Genomic DNA, 18,248 nt, shown 5'->3' with positions numbered 1-18,248 from the left:
AATCGTCACGACGGAGCGATGCCATGTTTTCACATGTTTGCGTGGGCGTCAGCGATACCGCACGCGCGTATGACTTCTACGCGCCGCTGTTCGCGGAACTCGGACTGCGTCTGAAGTTCAGCGAACCGGACGGCTGGTCGGGCTGGATGCCGGCCGATACCGACCGGCCGCTGTTCTTCTTCGGCCGGCCGCTCGACGGGCGCGCACCCGACCCCGGCAATGGCCACACGATCGCGTTCGACGCGCGCACGCGCGCGCAGGTCGAGCGCTGCCACGCACTCGCACTGCAGCACGGCGGCACCTGCGAAGGGCCGCCGGGCCTGCGGCCACACTATCACCCCGACTACTACGGCGCGTATTTCCGCGACCCGGACGGCAACAAGCTGTGCGTCGTCTGCCATCGTCCCGAGTAGCGCACTGTTGTCAGGATTGTATCGATTGTTGACCGGATAGTGTCGATGGCGACGGTGCGTCGGCCGTACGCTGAGTGTTCGTCACGACACGATTCGATGAGGAGATAGCGATGCACCTGACGATTGACGATCTGCCGGCCGCGATCCGCACGGCGAAAAGGGCGCTGCGCGCCGACCTGCCCGGTTACGCGGCCACGTTCCGCGAGCTGGAGGGCGATATCGCGCGGCAGGTCGACGCGATCCGCCGCGCCCATGCGCACGGCCATGACGTGGTTCCGGTGCTGCGGTTCGCGGATATTGCCAATGGCACCGTCGATCCGCAGGCGATTGCCGCGATCCGTACGCGCGGCGCGGCGGTGATCCGCGGCGTGTTCGACGCGCAACAGGCGCGCGACTGGAACGACGAGATCGGCACCTACCTCGATGCGAACCGCTTCGCCGAGCGGCTGCATGCGCGCGCCGAGGACCGCTACTTCGGCAACCTCGCGTCGGGCAAGCCGCAGATCTACGGCGTCTACTGGTCGAAGCCGCAGGTGGCCGCGCGCCAGTCGCCGGCACTCACGCACGCACGCGTGTTCCTGAACCGCCTGTGGCGCCATGCGGACGGCGCGCGCAGGCATTTCGATCCTGACCAGGTGCCGGCCTACGCGGACCGGATCCGCCGCCGGCCGCCGGGCTCGGCGTCGCTCGGGCTGTCGCCGCACGTCGACGGCGGCTCGGTCGAACGCTGGCTCGGCGCGAATTTCCGGCAGGTCTATCGTCACGTGCTGGCCGGTCGCTGGCGCGATTACGACCCGTTCGACGCCGCGTTTCGCCCCGACGTCGAGGAGATCCCGTCGCCGGCCGTGTGCTCGATGTTCCGCACGTTCCAGGGCTGGACGGCGCTGACGCCGCAAGGCCCCGGTGACGGCACGCTGCAACTGATTCCGGTCGCGAACGCGATGGCGTACGTCGTGCTGCGCGCGCTGCAGGACGACGTGGCCGACGACGACCTGTGCGGCGCGCGTCCGGGCCGCGCGCTGTCGATCCTGCCCGAATGGCATGCGCTGCTGCTCGACGCGCTGGTGCCGATCCCGCACATGGAGCCGGGCGACGCGGTGTTCTGGCACGGCGACGTCGTGCACGCGGTCGAGGATGCGCATCACGGCAGCGGCGACAGCAACGTGATGTACATCGCGGCCGCGCCCGGTTGCGCGAAGAACGACGCCTACCTTGAGCGCCAGCGGCCAGCGTTCCTGCGCGGCGACAGCCCGCCCGATTTCCCGGCCGATCATTTCGAGGTCGAATTCGACGGACGGGGAGGCGAGGGCGACCTCACGGCGCTTGGCCGTGCGCAAATGGGGTTCGAGCCTGTCGATGCATGACGGCCGCATCGGCCGTTCCGGCACCCGGGGACGGCCGGTTGCGCCGTTCCCGCCGGCCGTCTGCCGATTCCGCTGCGTGCCGCCTTCAATTCGACGCGATCGGCTGCGGGCGTGCCTGAAATCGACGCGAATTGCGCAAATTGGCTTCCGATAATGGTCCGGACACAACGCAGCTGCCCGGTGCGCCGCACGGGGGCAGCGTGACCATGGAGGAGTCGATGCAATTCACGCAAGCGATCGTTCGCCGTCCCGCGCCGTCCTGTGGCGCGGGGCTCACCACCGCCGCGCTCGGCGCGCCCGACTACGACAAGACGCTCACGCAGTTCCATGCATACTGCGACGCGTTGCGCGGGCTCGGCGTCGCGCTGACCGAGCTGCCGCCGCTGGACGCGTTCCCCGACTCGCATTTCGTCGAGGACGTCGCCGTCGTCACGCCCGAATTCGCGCTGATCACGCGCCCGGGCGCGCCCGCGCGGCGCGGCGAGACGGTGCATATCGAAGCGGCACTCGGCGCGCATCGCGACCTGCTGCCGATGCAGGAAGGCCGTCTCGACGGCGGCGACGTGATGCTGGTCGGCAAGCGTTTCACCATCGGCCTGACGGGCCGCACCGACGCCGAAGGCATCGCCGCGTTCGAGTCGCTGGTATCGCGCTACGGCTATTCGGTCGTTGCCGTGCCGGTCGCCGCGGGCCTGCACCTGAAGTCGGTCGTCAATGCGCTCGGCGACGACACGCTGCTCGTGACCGAGGCGCTGGCCGCGCATCCGGCGTTCGCCGACTATCGCCGGATCGCGATCCCGGCCGCCGACGAATACGCGGGCAACACGCTGCGCGTGAACGGTACGCTGATCACGCCGGCCGGCTATCCGCGCGTGCACGACGCGATCGGCTCGCTCGGGCTGCCGCTGCACGTGATCGACACGAGCGAGTTCCGCAAGATGGACGGCGGCCTGACCTGCCTGTCGCTGCGGTTCTAGACGATTGGCGCGCGGCCGCTTCGGCCGGATAATGTGGCCCCCGCGCGGAGGGGAGCAGACGCTCCGCGCACCAGCCACGACCCGACCGGAGCGAACGCGGATGACCGACAAGAAGATGCAGCTCGACAAGATCGATCTCCGGATCCTGGACATCCTGCGTACCGACGGACGGATTTCGTACCGGAAGCTGTCGGAACGCGTGAACCTCACGCCGCGCCCGTGCCAGGCGCGCGTGGAGCGGCTCGAGGCGCTTGGCGTGATCGAAGGCTACCGCGCGGTGATCAAGGCGCCGCGCGCGACCAAGCCGATCGTCGTGATCGCGCAGATCGTGCTGGCCGATCACGGGCGTTCGCAGGCACCGTTCGAGGACGAGATGCGGACCCATCCTGCCGTGCTCGACTGCTGGCTCGTCAGCGGCACGTTCGATTTTCTCGTGCGGCTCGCGTGCGAGGACCTCGACGAGTACCGGCGGATCGCGAACGTGTGGCTGGAAAGCCCGCGGTTCCGGATCGAGAAGATCGTGACGACGGCCGAGCTGCAGGCGATCAAGCGCAGCGTCGTCTGACGCGGCATTGCGTCCGGGCCGCCGGCACAGGATGCGCGGCCCGGCAGGCAGGGCCGGTTTCCGACGTGAATAACCGGGCTAATCGATTGGTATTCCGAATCAATTCGAGCGGCCCGAATCCAGTCAGGGTGAACACCATGGATGCTTTGCAAGCGGCAGCGGAGACGGCCGCGCCGTCCGGGACGGCGCTCAAGCGCCGGCTGCAGGGCCGTCACATCGCGATGATCGCGATCGGCGGCTCGATCGGCACGGGATTGTTCGTCGCGTCGGGCGCATCGGTCGCGCAGGCGGGGCCGGGTGGCGCGATCGCCGCGTATATCGCGATCGGGCTGATGGTCTACTTCGTCGTCACCGGGCTCGGCGAGATGGCCGCGCTGATGCCCGTATCGGGCTCGTTCGCGGTCTACGGCGAGAAGTATGTCGACGAGGGCTTCGGCGTCGCGCTTGGCTGGACCTACTGGTACAGCTGGGCCGTGACGATCGCGATCGAGCTGGTCGCCGGGCAGATCGTGATGCGCTACTGGTTTCCAGCGGTGCCGGGCGTGTGGTGGGGCGCGGGGTTCCTGGTGCTGATCTTCCTGCTGAACACGCTGTCGGTGCGCGGCTTCGGCGAATCCGAATACTGGTTCTCGCTGATCAAGGTCGTCACCGTGATCGCGTTCATCGCGGCCGGGCTGCTGATCGCGGCCGGCCTGCTCGGCAACGGGCAGCCGGTCGGCTGGCGCAACTTCAGGACCGGCGACGCGCCGTTCGTCGGCGGCGTGCACGCGATGATGAGCGTCGCGTTGATCGCGGGCTTCTCGTTTCTCGGCACCGAGCTGGTCGGGATCACGGCCGGCGAATCGGAAAACCCGCGCAAGACGATCCCGCGCGCGGTGAAGCAGATCTTCTGGCGGATCATGCTGTTCTACGTGCTCGCGATCTTCGTGATCGGCCTGCTGGTGCCGTACACCGATCCGAACCTGCTGAAGAGCGACGTGACGGATATCGGCGTGAGTCCGTTCACGCTCGTGTTCAGCCATGCGGGCTTTCCGCTCGCGGCCGATGCGATGAACCTGGTGATCCTGACGGCCGTGCTGTCGGCCGGCAACTCCGGCACGTATGCGGCCGCGCGTATGCTGCACAACCTCGCGGCGGAAGGCCGTGCGCCCGCGATGTTCGCGACGTTGTCGCCGGGCGGCGTGCCGCGTAATGCGCTGTACGCGACGATGGCGGTGGGCGGGCTGTGCTTTCTCACGTCGCTGACCAACAACCAGCGCATCTATCTGTGGCTGCTCAATACGGTCGGCATCACGGGCTTCATCGCGTGGCTCGGCATTGCGGTCTGCCATTACCGGTTCCGCAAGGGCTTTCTGAAGCAGGGCTACCGGCTCGATCAACTGCCGTACCGCGCGAAATGGTTCCCGTTCGGGCCGCTGTTCGCGATCGCGATCTGCATCGTGATCTCGCTCGGGCAGGATTACCAGGCATTCTTCGCGGCCCGCATCGACTGGATGGAAGTGCTGTCGATCTATGTGTGGATCCCGCTGTTCGTCGCGATCTGGTGGGCGTATCGCCGCGTGCGCAAGAGCCGGCTCGTGCGCTACGACGAGATGGATATCGGGCCGTGGCTCACGCGCTCGGTCGAGGCCGTCGACGCGGCGGTCACGCAGCACGGGCGGCCGCGCTGAGCGTCGGATGGCAAGCGGGAAGGGTGCGGCGACGGGGCGGCCCGCTTCAGCGCAGCCGGCCGCGCTGAAGCGGGCGCGAGCCGCGCGAGGCCACGCGGCCCGACGGCGTGGCGGTCACCTGTCGCGAGACCCGGACCAACGACGCAGGGCGGCGCACGGTGCGGCGCTCGACGGCCGTGTTCCGTCGCGAGGCGGATGGCTTGATCGTATGGCGTCACCTGCACGAGACGCCGGTCGGCGCCCGAGCCGACACTACTTGTCCAGCTCCGGATAGTGCCGGAAGATGCCCATGTCGTTGAACGGGATGCGGCGCGCCGACTCGAGATAGCGCGCGACGGGCGGATGCTGCGCGACGCGGTCGTGCAGGCCGACGAGCGCGTCGACCTTGCGTTCCGCGCGCTTCATCGCCTTCGGGAATGCGTAGCGCAGGCCTTCGATCAACTGGAACATCGACAGGTCCGCGCAGCTGAGCGCACTGCCGGCGATATAGCCGCTCTTGTGCGGATTCTGCGCGAGCACGCGATCGAAATAGCCGAGGAATTTCGGCAGCCGGTGCGCGAGGAAATCGGCCGCGCGCTCGGCGGCCTCGGCCTTCTGGTCCTCGTAGTACAGCCCGCTGCCGATCGGATGGTGCGTGTCGTGGATCTCGGTGACGAAATCGGCGACGGTCAGCTGGAGCTGATGCACCCATAGCCGCCCGGCTTCGTCGTCGGGCGCGAGCCCGAGCCGCGCGCCGAGAAACAGCAGGATGTTCGCGGTCTGCCCGACGACCACGTCGCCGGCCTTCAGGAACGGCGGCGCGAACGGCACGCACTCGGCCTGCGTGCTGTCCATCAACCGCATCATCGCCGGCACGCCCATGCCACGCCCCGATTCGCGCGCGACGTCGACATAGTCGGCCTCGGCCGCCTCGAGCGCGAGCCGCACGTATTCGCCGCGGCCCTGGATCTCGGGCCAGTAATAGAGTTCATATCGCATGCATTTCTCCTGTCCGGCGATGCGTCGGCGTTGCCCGCACCGCGATGGCGGGAGGCGGCCGTGCGCCGCCCGTTGCGAATAGACAGTCTAGGAGATCGGGCGGGAAGTGCCGCGCGCGTCGCGCGTCATCCGCCGCGCTCGTCGCGCTCGCCGCCTTCGGGACCGTAGAAGAACACCCAGGTCGAGAAGTCGTCGGAAAAGCCGGCGAAGCGGTGCGCCGCGAACGCGGGCACGAACAGCACGTCGCCGGCCGCGACGCCGCATTCGCGCCCGTCGAGGACGAACCGCGACGTGCCCGCGGCGATCACGTAGACCTCGTCGCGCGTATGCGGCGTCTGCAGGTCCTCGCCGCGCGGCCGGTACAGCTCGATGTCGAGCGTGCCGTGGCGAAACAGCGTCGTGAACAGCGTGCCTTCATCGTCGAGGCGGGCGAGCGATTCGTTGATGCCGAGCTTCATCGTCGTGGGCTCCGGGTCCGGATCGTGGGGACGTTCAGACGTGCGTGGTCCCATCGTATGCCGGAATCCGGCCCGGCGTGAACCTCGCGATCGCGGGGCGTCGGCGTGTCCGGTGCGCTCCCGTTGTCGCAGTGGAATAGTTTCGACGACTACGATTGATTAGATTTCGAGCCTGCTGCCAAACGCCCGTGGCTTAGGGCTCCGAGGCTAGGTTTGCCGATGCCGACATTGTCCATAATCGCGTTCTTTGGACAGCCTGCCAGATTTCAAGAACGGTCGATTATTTTCGAAGACGCGGTGCAAAAAGGGTGGGCCCGACGTGTCGTGAGCAGTGCACACTTGATATTTATTGGGGACTGATCGCTTTTCCTCCGGCGGCAGAACGCGCGGGGCCTTGGAAAGGATTCCCGGCTTCCGCGACAAACGGTTACGTCGATTTCCGGTGCCGTTCTTCGACCCGCCGGGCGGCTTCTGCCAACGGGTCGTCCTGACGAATCGGTTCGAGTTCCCATTTGGGAAGAGGCTGCGGCTTCGCGTCGGAGATGCCTGTATCGAGCCCGTACGAACGCCGCTCTGCGCGACCCTGATCGCTTTCCCTGAGTGCTGCGGCGTTTTGTTTGGCCTTCGACTTCGTCATGCCAACCGCGCCGGCATAGGGGTTTCCGCGCCCATGCTCGATCGCGTTGATCCCTTCTTGTTTTGTTGCCTTCAGGGTTCTCGATAACTTGACCCGGCGTCTCGCGAGAAAGGTCTCGCCGATAGCGTCGTCAAGCAACGCGAGCTCGAGGTTCTTCCAGGTGAGCATTCCAAACCGCCGTTTGTCCTCCTCGACCATTTCGATTTCGAACACCTTGCAGCCTTTGTTCCTGCACAGCAAGGTGGTGGAGAACCGGCCGACGCGCTTTACTTCGACTGTGAGCCGTGGGTTCTTGCCGGGAAGCATGGAGTATTCAGTCGCGATCTGAAGGAGATCCGGCGAAGTGTATTCTGCACGCTTGTACCGTATGCGACCGTTAACGACAGTGACCTGCTCCCAAGGAAGGAAAATGTCGTAGATTTCGGCGGGTGTTCGAATTTTCGCCGCCTCCCCGCGCCGGATTCCCTGGTTGTAGACGTGGATGTCGGCTGGCGAAATGCCGACCCCTGCGTTCCTCATGGCTTGTGTTCGCAGCCGGCTTTTGTTCGACGTCGTATTGAGGTAGCTGATTGCCTTGAGAAGCTGTCGCTCGAAATCGTCTAGCGAGATAGGTTTTAGGCGCTTCCGCTCTTCTCGTCGGGTTCTTTCGAGCAGGCTCTTTCCGCGCGTGTAACCTTGGCGTGTTTCCTCTGCAACGAGTTGGATTATCGCGTTGTTGACGCGTTCGACGACACCTTTGAGGTCGCCCCGTCCACTGGGAGCGTAGAACATTATGCCGCCGAGTCGGTTCACAACAGCCGCTTGTACAGCCTTCGATTTGCCGGCGCCGTTATCCACGAACATGCCATCGATATTGCCATGAACGAGGCCAGGCAGAGGTTCTAGCCCAAGCGACGCCACGCGTTCATCCTTCGGCAGAAGGGCGCAGACGAGAGCCCTCAAGTATCCGGATGGGCGCTCGCCCTCCAGACTTATCTCGTATCCTAGAATCGCTCCGGACGATCTTGATACGACCAGCACGACGACGATTTCCACTGGCTCCAGCTTCCCCTTGACGAGGGCGCCGATGGGGATTTTGGGTCTGAATCCGTCGGCATCGACCAGTTCCATCACACCTTGGGACAGGTCGCTGGAACTACCAGGCCTTGGCAACAGGTATTGCGCAGTGACCCGCTGTCCATAACGCTTCTCGAGCAATCCGTTGGCCTGAACGATGTCCTTGTAGTTGTATTGGACCTGGTTGTAGCTGGGGATGAGTTCCTCCGGTACGCCCTTATAGTATTCGTCGACCATCCGCCGATAGGTCGTCGCAAGTCCCAACTTTTCGCCAGCCCAATATTTCGTCAGCGCTTCGGTAATGTTGCGGATATCGTTAGCGTCGATGCGTCTGCCGCGCCTGAACGTCGTTTTGCCTTTCATGGTGGCTCGAGCCCGGTTCATCATCTCCCTGCGCGTGAGGGGGCCAGGCTTCATTGCCGGACTGAGTCGTTTCTTATTGGGGCCACCCTGCTGCGGTGTTAGTGCGAACATCGAACTTTCGCGGCCGCCGTACCACATAAATCGCGTAAAAAGTTTGCGGATGTACCCTTTAAAGTGAGCGGGCCTTCCAAGTGCTTGAGCGATTTGCTCGATACGCCTCGCTCGCATATGTATGTCGAAGAAGATGTCATCGTTGAGCATGTAATCCGACGGCTGTCGACGCCCTCTTGGGTCGAGCATTATCAGCGCATGGAGGAGCATTAAACGTCGCTGGTATCCCTTGAGCATGCTGGGGGGTACGTATGCAAGATCTGCCTCCATGTTTGCCGGAAGAGGCCGATCCGTCGGCACTCTTACTCTCGATACCCAGTCGCCGTCGTCCACCCAGATCGTTTTGCCCATTCGCGATGCCGGAGGATTGCCGGTGCGCGAGATTCTGAGCGCGTACAGCCGACGCGTATCGGGCTGCCAGGCTACCGCAACCCAGGCGACATCATGGGCGTCGCCATCGAGAGCGAATGTGGCAAAGCGCGACAGTCCTGCGGGCCATTGCGAGTGGGCGAACTCGCGTAACCTTGCGATCGATGCTTTGTCGCCTACGGGAGGAAACACCTGGGGGCAAGTTTTCTCGGTAGTCATGACGCAAACTCCAAATGTAATGGTTTGTCTACGCGAAGCTCTTCGTTTCGGTCGGGATACAGAAAGCCGAAGCACGTTCCTATTGCGAATAGCTCGTATGCCCTGTCGGACGGAATGCCGAGATGCCTAGCGTGTCTGTCCATGATCTGGTCAAGGTCGCCACGCCTCGAGCAATTGAGCAGTCTCGAAGCGAATGCCTGCGCTTCGTCATAGTGTCTGTTGATGTCGACGCCACAGATCCACGACCGCATAAGCCAGTTGTTTATCCACGCTCTCTTGCCAAACTGGTCACCGCGCAGAACCTCCCATGTCCACTGGCGTCGTGAGCATCTGCTGTTCTCGCGCTCGAGTTGCCGGGCGACCGTCCGGTCGAATTCCGCGTGGGCGTCCTTGATAGAAACGACGTGCTGATGAAGGCCGGACGTGTCGGGCAACACGATGGTTAGCACGATGTCGACCGCTGATAGGTCGGAGAAGGGCATCCGCGTTCCGCGAAGGCGAGCGCGGTTGTACGCCTCCTGATCGTAGACCGGATACTGGTCTCGGACGGAAATGACGTAGGGATTAAAGCCGAAGGCGAGCAACGCGCGCTTTTCGTTGAGGGCCAGAGCTTCGTGGACGCGCCAGAATTTGACGCCGGCAAAACTGGCGCGCGTTGCCATTTTGCTGTTGTCGGCCCCGTCTAGAATCGGTAGGTAGTCTTCTCCATAGGGCACGCCGAACTCGTCGCGTCGCGGAAGCGCCACGTCGCGGGGCGTGACGAATGGAAGAGGTAACTCGAGTATCTTCATGATCGCCCTCGCTTCTTTTCTGCCAACATATGTCGGTTCCAGAGGAGCTGTGCTTGTTTGAACTGTAGGTCCTTGAGGCGCCCGACATCCTTCGCTCGCCATCCGGGTATCTGGCCGGAGAGAACCAGTGGACGCAGCAACCGGATATAACGTTGCAGAGGCGTCTCGATGAGTTTTTCGAGGGCTGCGGCGGCGTTCGGATAGCGGTCGACGAAAACGTGACGTGGACAGGCTGATCCGCGATGCCCGCCCATCAGGAGGTGGGCTGTTAGACGACGTGTCGTATTCATTGCCTTGAAGGTGCGAGCACGCTCTTTGATTCTCTGAACGAGCAACGCATCGTTCTTCCTGTAAATGTCCGTTCCATGCCTTGCGGGAGGCACGTTCGCACCATGCTCGAGAAGTCGCGCTCTCGTCACGGCGAGTTGATTCGTGGGAGGCAAAAGATCGCGAATGTTGCTGTGGGAAAGGGAAGGATGTTTCTTGCGCAAGCTGTTGTACAGCGCGATCGTCTCCGGAAGCAGAGTCATTGAAATCTTGTGGAGACGCTTCCTGGCTGCCGTCCCAAGTTCGCGCGACTGCCCGTGTTTTACCCTTGTGTGAGTTGAAGGTGACGGTGGTGCAGGCGACAGTAATGCTAATTCAGCGTTGTCCCAGCCATCGAAAAGCGCGATGAGCATGAAAAGTGAATGGAATGGGTTGCGGGGTGGAGCCTCGCCCGCCAGTGCTCCCCTGACGCTCTCAGATTTGAAGGTGAAGCCGATGTTTTGGGCTACTTGCATGCATCCTGGCGAAAGAAAGAATTCGTAGAAGTCGTTCCAGCGCACGCGCATACCATCAACGATGCCAATTGACTGCGCCTGTCGGTTGATAACAGCGGCGATTTGCGGTCCTTGCATGTGCGGCGCGAATCCCGCGTCCAGCAACCGAGACCAGCCTCGTACAAAGTCGAGTTCCACATGCTCATAGCCTTGCATGTCCGGATGAACGCGCGGTTTGAGTTTGCCTCCGCACAGGCATCTCGACTTAGGCCAGGTCAGCCGTAGTAGCCAGCGGCCGGAGTTTGCGCATGTGTCGCAGATGTCGTGGATGCGGGTCCCGTGCCTGGCACAAAGGCGAAAGTCGAACAGTACGAAATCGCGACGCCAGAATGGATTGCCGTCCGGCGAGATGTCTTCGTCCAGGCAGGCAAGACAGATCCCCGGCTTCCAGTTGGACCCCGGAAAGCTGTTCCGGAATGCGGCAAAGGGATGCCTGTGTGGCGGTCTTGCTCCGACAAGGTGGTAGGCACGCAGTCTGGCTGCGTCGGCTGGAGCAAGGAAGCGGCTGAGGGCGGGCAACAAGGTATTGTCGGTGAGTACGTCATTCACCGAACCTACGGCGCTGCCAAGAAGCGGGACCTGCTTTTCGAGCATGTAAGGGAGGACCCAGGAGACTTTGTCGTCGAACTGCCTGCTGATCGGTACGAGTGAGTTCGTCTGATTCTTCGTGAGAAATCCGGCGAAATTTTCGCCTTTGCAGATCGATGGGAGAGATAAGAGGCCTTTCACGGCCGTGGCTGATAGTTCCATGATCGACTTGCGCTCCAACGGATGGTGATGGGAGGAGTGGCAGTTGGCACTTGTGCATCTGTATTGATGACGGGCATCTTGGTGGCTCAGTGGTCCTCGGCGTTGTTTGCATGGTCGTCTCCCGAAGCTACCGCAGCTCCGGCGTTGGATGCGTCGAAGCAAGTTCGTCGAACGAAAGCCAATCGGAATGCCGGGTCAGGCTCGATGTGGTAAAGCGACCACCTTGCCGGATCATCCGCACAGCATCGACATGCGGCCTATGCAGTGCAGTCTCCTGCTGGCCGTATTTCAAGAACACTTCGGCCGTTAGCTTGGTTACGTTGAACGCTAGGAAATGCAGGCTGACGCCGACCAGAGCAATCGAAAGCAGTCCCGGGTGCCCGAGCGCCAGATCGTGCGCTGCCTGAGGAAACCACGATGGCATCGATCTGACTCCGGCTACGCGCAGCGACGCATCGAACTGGGCGCGGCAGACGGCTACCCAGTAGGGATCTGCGGCATCGCGGCAGATCGTCATCTCAGTGACGCCACTGGATGCCAAGTCGTCCGACGCTCCATGCAATCTCGAGAGGCTCAGGGCGGCTGCCCCCGTCGTGGGCAAGCTCAGAACGGGGATGCCTGTCGTTCTGGTGAACTGCGCAAGCGCATTCCAGGTGGCTTCCGCATACTTGGAACTAGTGTCTTCCACATTGATCCGGTCGACGATGAGCAAGCCGAGGTTCGATGCGACGCCGAGCGCACACATCGACGGCAGCACGTCTCGCTCGACGAAGAGAGGGGTTTTCGCGAGCTTGTTGTAGTGCGTATCGAACGACGAGTCGATGGCGCCGATGAACGCTCGCCCAAGACCTTGGAGTTTTCCGCCGACCGGCCAGTTGATTCTGAGCGCGCGCAGCTGACGATATGTGTTAAATCCTGCATCAGCAGGCACGACGACTTCCCTTGATCCGGTTCCGACGACCGATTCGACGATGCTGGCAATCGAATGTCGCCCCGTACATGCAGGCACGGCTAGAACCAGTCCATGTGGCCTCGCCCTCGGAACAACGCCACACCCAGAGGGGATCTGCTCGCGTGAAAGAGGGTTCGGATGCAGGAAGGCGCGGGTACTGAACGCGAAATCGCGGTATTCGGGTAGGCGCAAATCCCTGATGCCGTACGAGCGCCGCACAAGCGTGAGAATGATGATGAGAACACGCGCGAGTATCGCGTTCGACACGAACGTCTCGGCCATCCTACATACGACGACTTCCTCGCGGGATGACGGTTTCGCGTGGGTCGGCAGCTGCGATTCGATAAGAGTCATCGCCTGCGATAAGGTTGGAATTGCTGGAACGTTTTCCAGTAGTGGGTTGTCGCTGGTCCAGGCTGATTGCGGGAGGACCACAAGAGCGCTACGTTCGTCGGTATCTTCCTGCTTCATGATCTCGCCTTCGACGTGTCGCGCAGGATCGATGGACGGCGCTGCCACATGCGTGCTGCTTTGAATACCTCGCATAGATGCGTGCAGAATTGGGTTGCGACCAACCGTAGCGAAGGCCGCGCGATATCCCCGGTTTTGAGGGAAGCAACCGTGGACGCGACACGCGTACGTGTGTATCTAGACGATGGTTGTGACAATGAGGCTGGGCCAGTCTGCCAAACGTCAATTGAGCTGACGCATTCCATGGTCGAGGCGACTACTGAGATTTTTAGTTTCATTACTAAGTTATCCTTTGTAAATAGATCTCGAATGTCGGTGCGCCGGAGTGTCATCGTATGGATGCGGGAATGGGCCATTCACGAGCGTAACGACGCCGGGCAGTGCTACAACCTTGACGAAAGCGTTTGTGTTGGTCGCGTCGATGATCCACACACCGATGGGGAGGTGTGCGATCCGCTTACGCTTGGAGCAAGTCCCGACGTTTCACCCATTCGCATCTATTCATGGGCTAGCTTCCTGCGTCGTCGCGGGACCGGCACGTCGAGTCGAAGTATCGAGAGCTGATAGCAGATATGCGGTATCTCGGACCTAGAATGCGCTTCAGCGCGTTCTTCCGGCAACTGGCGCGCCGAAGCTTCTTGCGCGCAGGGCCGCAGGAGCGAAAAGTGACACCGCCCCCCGCATGGGTTCAGGGCTGGCGGCCGCGGTGGGCCCGTGAATGCCGGGCCTGGCATTGGAGGTGGTTTCCCGGTCAGATCGCGGCTTCCGAGCGATCGATGCACGAGTTTTCCCGCATGCTCGGGCTGCGGCGATTTCTTTTTCGTCGTCATGGATGCGCCTTTCAAGTGCCTGTCACTGTCTGCGTACAGGCGTGGGTTGACACGGCGCACCCAACATGAGAATCTTTTCGCGTGTGACCGCGTGGGACCTCTTTTTTGGGGCGCCACCAAACCCGGCGCGTCAGGGATGCCCCCCTGACGCACCGACCTTCAATCGGCGATGGTGTTATTTCACTGATCGTCGTCTCGCTGGAATTCCTCCGTTTGTAGCTTCTAAAAATGTCTCAGTTAACGCTGCCAAATACTTGACAAAATCGGTGTTTCGTGGTTTTAGCAGTCCTACATTTTTATGGTACTCGACGCGCTTGCTTTGCCGCAAGTGTTACGCGGTCCCGTGTACGAGTTTTTCCGCTATTAACTGAATGGATGGAGCCGTCGATGTCTCGCTTCTTGTGAAACAAATGACACGTCGCGTCCAGGCTAGAGTTGTCTTTCTTTGGCTCACCGTCGCTTCGTTTCCGGAGCACTGGCACCTTGGGTAAATGGCCATCCACGGCCGTTTTGGGCAACATGACGGGCATGTCGCACTTCGGCCTTTGTGGTCGGCGTGAGTATTCGATCTGCGCGAGCGCAGTTAATAGCACGGCGATCGCTGTTGGATGATGTGCATATTCTGGCCGCTGCAAGTGGCGCACGACGCGGCGGATCAGTTCGATTTGAAACAGCCAGAAGTTGAGCCTGCTATCCTCGAAGCCGTCCGACAGCACGGCATTGATGTCGCATACCAACTCAGTCGACATAAGCGCGCCGTCATCAGTCAGGTATCGACGCTCGAGCAGGAGAGATTGGACTTCATCGAGCGCGCAGTGACTTTCCGTGCTGCCCAGTAGTCGCGTGCAGCTCTCACTTAGGTGTTGACTATTGTGCAAGCAACCGTCGCTGCGGGGAGCGCACATCCCAAATTCGCGCGCGCTGCACCGATCTGCAAGATACAGCGCGCATCCATGCACGGGGCAGCGGGCCAGGAATGGTAAGCAATGGAAGGTTAGGGAGCAGTATCGTCCCGTTTCTTCCCGTGAGAGCCGGTTGCATTCAGGGCAGGATAGCCCGTATCGGTTCCCGACGCGTAACGGCGTAGGAACGGCGGGGCATGGCACATGATTTCTTCCGGTGCCGCATATTTGTGCCGCGACCGTCACCGTCAGCGAAGTAGGCAGGCAACTCATGTAGAAGGGATACAGCGTTCGTTGCATGAGGACCTGTTCGGGCCTGCCGTATGCGCCTTCCGTGAGCGCACAAAACCGTGTTAGCCGGCAGGGCGCAGTTTGAAGTAATGGTGCATCAACGTAGTATGCGTGCTCGGCGGTAATTTGGATAACGTGGTCGCATGTTGTCGTGGCAAGCGCTTCCAGGAGGCTGAATGCAGTCTCGTGTGGGGCTGCTGCGTAGAGTGTTCTCAACATGGTGGTTGCCTCACTGCTATCCACTAGCGCAGTTCCGGCATCTGATGTGCTGTCTCGAGTTCGCCAAACGAGAGCCAGTCGGCGTGCCGGAGGAGGCTTGATGGACGATACGATCCCCCTTGCCGAAACATCCTGACGGCATCAAGGTGGGGCGCGTCCAGCTCGAGTGCCTTGTGACCGTATCGCATGAAGATGTCCGCGGTGAGCGCTGTGAGCTTGAGCGCCGAAAAATGAAGCGCGATGCTTGTTAGGGCTCTGGCAAGTGCCCCCGGATACCCGAGCGTTAGGTCGTATGCGGCGTCGGGCAGCCATGAAGGCATTGGATGAGCACAGACGACGCCCAGTGAGTTGCCATAGATGGCTTGGCAGATATCGATCCAGTGTAAGTCGTGTGAGCTGCGGCAATGGGCAATTTCGATCAATCCAGCTCCCGTTAGGTCGCTCACGACGCCGGGTAGTCCGGAAAGACCAATTGCCGCAGCTCCCGGTGTTGCTAGGCAAAGCACCGGGATGCCGGTTACCCGCGTGAACTCGCCAAGCGCATTCCAACTTGATTCGGCAGCTTTCGTATGTGCGTCGCAGTAATTGATTCGCTCGACGATAAGCAGACCAAGGTTTGATGCAACGCCGAGCGCACACATCCACGGGACCACGTCGCTTTCGCGAAACACTGGACTATGCGTGCGGACTGCATAGTCGGTGTCCAATTCCGCGTCGATTGCCCCAAAGTATGCTTGCCCAAGTGCTGGCAACTTGCCGCCGATTGGCCAGTGAATTCGCAACGATCTAAGCTGCAAATATTCGGTGAATCCAGTAGCGACCGGTACCTTGAAGGGTCTTGTACCGCGTCCAATCTGTGATTGGACAATGCCAGCGAACGAGCGCCGTCCCATGCGTACGGAGGCGGCAAGCATGATTCCTCGTGGTTGCGCGCGAGGGGCGACGCCAAAGCGCGACGGAACTTCGCGCCGTTGTCGTGCAGCTGTGTGATGCAGCAGCAAGTTCGCGCTGATGGCGTGGCCCCGGCATTCCGGCGTACGTAGATCGCGACTGCGATACGAACTGCGAACCTGGCAAATAACGGCCATAAGGGCGCGCGCGAACGTCGCATTAGTAACAAATGCGTGGGAAGCTTGATGTGCGATGATCTCTTCAATGGACCAGTCAGTGGTGTCGACGCTCTCGGAGAGCTCAGTCAGGCGCATAGCTTCAGGCAGCCGCGGCACGCACGGGACGCCAATGAGGAGCGGATTGCCATCATCCAGAGTCTCCTCGCGAACCGAAGCATTGACGACGGGCGCGCGGGTGCGTGTCATGGTCGTTCGACTCATGTCGGCTCCCCTTCAGGTACACCGAGAACAGTGGTCGAGCCCTCGGACCGACCCTATAATGGGGTGGATTCCAATGGGGCTGTCAAGCCACTCGCTTTTCGACCGTTTGACGTTTGCTTGGCGGCGTATCGCATCTGTGCCGATGAAGTGATCGACTTACGCCTAGTACATGGGGGCGCGCGGAGAGCCCCAACGAGACCTTAACCGCGGCGTTCCGCTTTTCTTATGATTTATTGACGGTTCACCCGCCGATTCGGCAGCATGGCCTGCTGGAGGCGGCGGATGGGTCGATTTCCGCGCTGCGCGAATCGGTGTGAAAGTGAGGCTTTGGTCACAGTTTAATTTAGCTCGAAATGATGAAATTTCAAGGAATCGTGTGAGCGAGGCGGATATGTCCTGGGCAAGTTTGGCTTCCCGAGTCATCCGGGTTGCACTCGCTCGTGAGGACTACAGCTACGCAGAACTAACAGAAGCGTTGGCCAGGGAAGGCGTACGAGAGGACGAGCGTCCGCTCATTGCTCGTGTGGCGCGTGGCTCTGTCAAGTTCACTTTGCTCCTTCAGATCATTCATGTAACACGGGCACATCCGCCAACCTTGTGGGCTGAGGCGCTTGCGTCGCAAGGCACCTGGGAGGCCCGTGCGCAGGCCGTTATGGCGGTTGAGCTCGCTCAGCAACCGTGGGTTACGCCAAACGAATTGCTGCACCGTCTTGCAGTTGTTGGAGCGAGTACCACGATAAAGACGATGATCTCGCATCTGTCAGATGGAGACTTCTCGCTGACGTTCTTTCTTCAGTGTATGGCCGTGCTCAGAAGCCAAAGCATGGATATGTATGTTGATTCTCGTGCGCTCGCTTCGGCTGCGATGCAGGGGATACCCCCTACAACGGAGTAGTTGTTCCGCGCCGAAGTTGCCTTGCCAATCATGGGTCAATGGCTAGAATGAAACCGTATATTGGTAACGGTTTTGACTCGCCGGTCCTTTGATTCCTACGGTTCGGCAGATCCGCCAAGGGGCAGAGTAATGACGACGCCGAGAGAGCGCACGGCCGCGGTGCTTAGGACGCGCGCGTTTCTAATGGAGCTATCCAGGCCTTCGGTCAGCGCGATACCTCGAGAGGTAGTCTCGGTCGCCGAGAGCTTGCTGCGCCACTATCCGGGCCTGGCGGACATCGAATTGACCTGTGCGATGTATCCGGCGTGCTGGGAGATGCCGGTTTCGCGTGCGAAGTCAGGTCGATGAGGCAGTTCGAGCGAAGCGCTCTAGCACTTCGCTCGCGGAAAATTACTCTACTTTAGTACGTTTGTCCTGCTGAAAGCTATGCCGGCGCAGGAGGTCGAGATGCCGATTTGGAGACTACCTTCCGTAGAGGAAGTGCCTGATGTCAGCATCAGCAGCTGGCGGATCTTTGAGATAGATGCCGGGACCCGGCATTTCGTCGGTGCCGATACTCTAGACTTTACTGGTCGTGTCAGTTCTGCGATCACCATTTTCGACCCCGTTACCTTGCGTGGCCAAACGCGCTCGGGGCGCGTTTATCAACTTGTCGGAAAAGATGGCTGGTCGATCGATGCCGAGTACGTATGGAAAAGGTGGTGCGACGTGAACGAAGTGAGGTCATACTCCGACGTCACCTCAAAACTACTCGCCGAGGCCGATGTAGATGATCGTACCTGATGGTGCGCAAGCTGCCATTGTGGCGAGTTGCT

At 61.3% G+C, this 18,248-nt stretch carries 16 protein-coding genes and 1 pseudogene; 9 read left to right on the top strand and 8 right to left on the bottom strand.

Annotated elements, in window-relative coordinates; translation table 11 throughout:
* Positions 1-23 precede the first annotated feature (23 nt).
* The 6 genes and pseudogenes from DIE21_RS01805 to DIE21_RS38235 all read left to right on the top strand — a co-directional run.
* A complete protein-coding gene (locus DIE21_RS01805; protein WP_124495472.1) occupies positions 24-413 on the top strand; it encodes a VOC family protein in 390 nt (129 codons plus the stop codon).
* A 110-nt stretch (positions 414-523) separates the two neighbouring features.
* Positions 524-1,777, top strand: coding sequence for a DUF1479 domain-containing protein (locus DIE21_RS01800; protein ID WP_124495470.1), 1,254 nt, complete (start codon positions 524-526; stop codon positions 1,775-1,777).
* A gap of 218 nt (positions 1,778-1,995) precedes the next feature.
* A complete protein-coding gene (locus tag DIE21_RS01795; RefSeq protein WP_124495468.1) occupies positions 1,996-2,754 on the top strand; it encodes a dimethylarginine dimethylaminohydrolase family protein in 759 nt (252 codons plus the stop codon).
* Positions 2,755-2,854: 100 nt separating this feature from the next.
* Positions 2,855-3,319 carry an Lrp/AsnC family transcriptional regulator gene (locus tag DIE21_RS01790; RefSeq protein ID WP_124495466.1) on the top strand — a complete coding sequence of 155 codons (465 nt, stop codon included), beginning with the start codon at positions 2,855-2,857 and terminating at the stop codon, positions 3,317-3,319.
* Between the two features lie 137 nt (positions 3,320-3,456).
* Positions 3,457-4,989, top strand: a complete 1,533-nt coding sequence (locus tag DIE21_RS01785; RefSeq protein WP_124495464.1) for an amino acid permease — start codon at positions 3,457-3,459, stop codon at positions 4,987-4,989.
* Between the two features lie 119 nt (positions 4,990-5,108).
* A pseudogene (locus DIE21_RS38235) lies at positions 5,109-5,288 on the top strand (hypothetical protein); the annotation flags it as partial.
* Here DIE21_RS38235 and DIE21_RS01775 read toward each other — a convergent pair.
* The 8 genes from DIE21_RS01775 to DIE21_RS37605 form a co-directional block, all read right to left on the bottom strand.
* Entirely contained in the window at positions 5,242-5,967 is a 726-nt protein-coding gene (locus DIE21_RS01775; protein ID WP_124495460.1) for a glutathione S-transferase, read from the bottom strand. The pseudogene DIE21_RS38235 and the gene DIE21_RS01775 overlap by 47 nt on opposite strands.
* A 125-nt stretch (positions 5,968-6,092) precedes the next feature.
* Entirely contained in the window at positions 6,093-6,425 is a 333-nt protein-coding gene (locus DIE21_RS01770) for a cupin domain-containing protein (RefSeq protein ID WP_124495458.1), read from the bottom strand.
* A gap of 427 nt (positions 6,426-6,852) precedes the next feature.
* Positions 6,853-9,180 (bottom strand): hypothetical protein, encoded by a 2,328-nt coding sequence (locus DIE21_RS01765; protein WP_124495456.1) that lies wholly within the window; start codon positions 9,178-9,180, stop codon positions 6,853-6,855.
* Positions 9,177-9,971 (bottom strand): hypothetical protein, encoded by a 795-nt coding sequence (locus DIE21_RS01760; RefSeq protein WP_124495454.1) that lies wholly within the window; start codon positions 9,969-9,971, stop codon positions 9,177-9,179. The genes DIE21_RS01765 and DIE21_RS01760 overlap by 4 nt, the downstream gene beginning before the upstream one ends.
* Positions 9,968-11,542: a hypothetical protein gene (locus tag DIE21_RS01755; protein WP_124495452.1), complete on the bottom strand. Its 1,575-nt coding sequence runs from the start codon at positions 11,540-11,542 to the stop codon at positions 9,968-9,970. Before DIE21_RS01755 ends, DIE21_RS01760 begins: the two co-directional genes overlap by 4 nt.
* Before the next feature lie 127 nt (positions 11,543-11,669).
* On the bottom strand, positions 11,670-12,965 hold the full coding sequence (locus tag DIE21_RS01750; RefSeq protein ID WP_124495450.1) for a hypothetical protein: 1,296 nt from the start codon (positions 12,963-12,965) through the stop codon (positions 11,670-11,672).
* Between the two features lie 1,126 nt (positions 12,966-14,091).
* Positions 14,092-14,544: a hypothetical protein gene (locus DIE21_RS01745; protein WP_124495448.1), complete on the bottom strand. Its 453-nt coding sequence runs from the start codon at positions 14,542-14,544 to the stop codon at positions 14,092-14,094.
* 686 nt (positions 14,545-15,230) lie between these two features.
* Entirely contained in the window at positions 15,231-16,538 is a 1,308-nt protein-coding gene (locus DIE21_RS37605) for a hypothetical protein (protein ID WP_260432259.1), read from the bottom strand.
* A gap of 391 nt (positions 16,539-16,929) precedes the next feature.
* Between DIE21_RS37605 and DIE21_RS38230 the strand changes: the two genes are divergently transcribed.
* The 3 genes from DIE21_RS38230 to DIE21_RS01730 all read left to right on the top strand — a co-directional run bounded on the left by DIE21_RS38230 (position 16,930) and on the right by DIE21_RS01730 (position 18,216).
* On the top strand, positions 16,930-17,433 hold the full coding sequence (locus tag DIE21_RS38230) for a DUF6471 domain-containing protein (RefSeq protein WP_409364611.1): 504 nt from the start codon (positions 16,930-16,932) through the stop codon (positions 17,431-17,433).
* 129 nt (positions 17,434-17,562) lie between these two features.
* Positions 17,563-17,781 (top strand): BPSL0761 family protein, encoded by a 219-nt coding sequence (locus DIE21_RS38225; RefSeq protein WP_124495446.1) that lies wholly within the window; start codon positions 17,563-17,565, stop codon positions 17,779-17,781.
* Positions 17,782-17,880: 99 nt separating this feature from the next.
* Positions 17,881-18,216, top strand: coding sequence for a hypothetical protein (locus DIE21_RS01730; protein WP_185642720.1), 336 nt, complete (start codon positions 17,881-17,883; stop codon positions 18,214-18,216).
* The last annotated feature ends 32 nt before the right edge of the window (positions 18,217-18,248 follow it).

The sequence above is a fragment of the Burkholderia sp. Bp9140 genome, from assembly GCF_003853425.1.
GTDB lineage: Bacteria > Pseudomonadota > Gammaproteobacteria > Burkholderiales > Burkholderiaceae > Burkholderia.
Note: the sequence above shows the minus strand (reverse complement) of the source record. Positions and strands in the feature narration are given on the sequence as shown.

What these genes read in the sequence shown, in the direction of transcription:
- DIE21_RS01770 (WP_124495458.1), bottom strand. Translation starts at nt 6,425, where the DNA reads ATGAAGCTCGGCATCAACGAATCGCTCGCCCGCCTCGACGATGAAGGC.
- DIE21_RS01760 (WP_124495454.1), bottom strand. Translation starts at nt 9,971, where the DNA reads ATGAAGATACTCGAGTTACCTCTTCCATTCGTCACGCCCCGCGACGTG.
- DIE21_RS01730 (WP_185642720.1), top strand. Translation starts at nt 17,881, where the DNA reads ATGCCGATTTGGAGACTACCTTCCGTAGAGGAAGTGCCTGATGTCAGC.
- DIE21_RS01750 (WP_124495450.1), bottom strand. Translation starts at nt 12,965, where the DNA reads ATGAAGCAGGAAGATACCGACGAACGTAGCGCTCTTGTGGTCCTCCCG.
- DIE21_RS01775 (WP_124495460.1), bottom strand. Translation starts at nt 5,967, where the DNA reads ATGCGATATGAACTCTATTACTGGCCCGAGATCCAGGGCCGCGGCGAA.
- DIE21_RS01805 (WP_124495472.1), top strand. Translation starts at nt 24, where the DNA reads ATGTTTTCACATGTTTGCGTGGGCGTCAGCGATACCGCACGCGCGTAT.
- DIE21_RS01785 (WP_124495464.1), top strand. Translation starts at nt 3,457, where the DNA reads ATGGATGCTTTGCAAGCGGCAGCGGAGACGGCCGCGCCGTCCGGGACG.
- DIE21_RS01790 (WP_124495466.1), top strand. Translation starts at nt 2,855, where the DNA reads ATGACCGACAAGAAGATGCAGCTCGACAAGATCGATCTCCGGATCCTG.
- DIE21_RS37605 (WP_260432259.1), bottom strand. Translation starts at nt 16,538, where the DNA reads ATGAGTCGAACGACCATGACACGCACCCGCGCGCCCGTCGTCAATGCT.
- DIE21_RS01800 (WP_124495470.1), top strand. Translation starts at nt 524, where the DNA reads ATGCACCTGACGATTGACGATCTGCCGGCCGCGATCCGCACGGCGAAA.
- DIE21_RS01795 (WP_124495468.1), top strand. Translation starts at nt 1,996, where the DNA reads ATGCAATTCACGCAAGCGATCGTTCGCCGTCCCGCGCCGTCCTGTGGC.
- DIE21_RS01745 (WP_124495448.1), bottom strand. Translation starts at nt 14,544, where the DNA reads ATGTCGACTGAGTTGGTATGCGACATCAATGCCGTGCTGTCGGACGGC.
- DIE21_RS01755 (WP_124495452.1), bottom strand. Translation starts at nt 11,542, where the DNA reads ATGGAACTATCAGCCACGGCCGTGAAAGGCCTCTTATCTCTCCCATCG.
- DIE21_RS38230 (WP_409364611.1), top strand. Translation starts at nt 16,930, where the DNA reads ATGTCCTGGGCAAGTTTGGCTTCCCGAGTCATCCGGGTTGCACTCGCT.
- DIE21_RS01765 (WP_124495456.1), bottom strand. Translation starts at nt 9,180, where the DNA reads ATGACTACCGAGAAAACTTGCCCCCAGGTGTTTCCTCCCGTAGGCGAC.
- DIE21_RS38225 (WP_124495446.1), top strand. Translation starts at nt 17,563, where the DNA reads ATGACGACGCCGAGAGAGCGCACGGCCGCGGTGCTTAGGACGCGCGCG.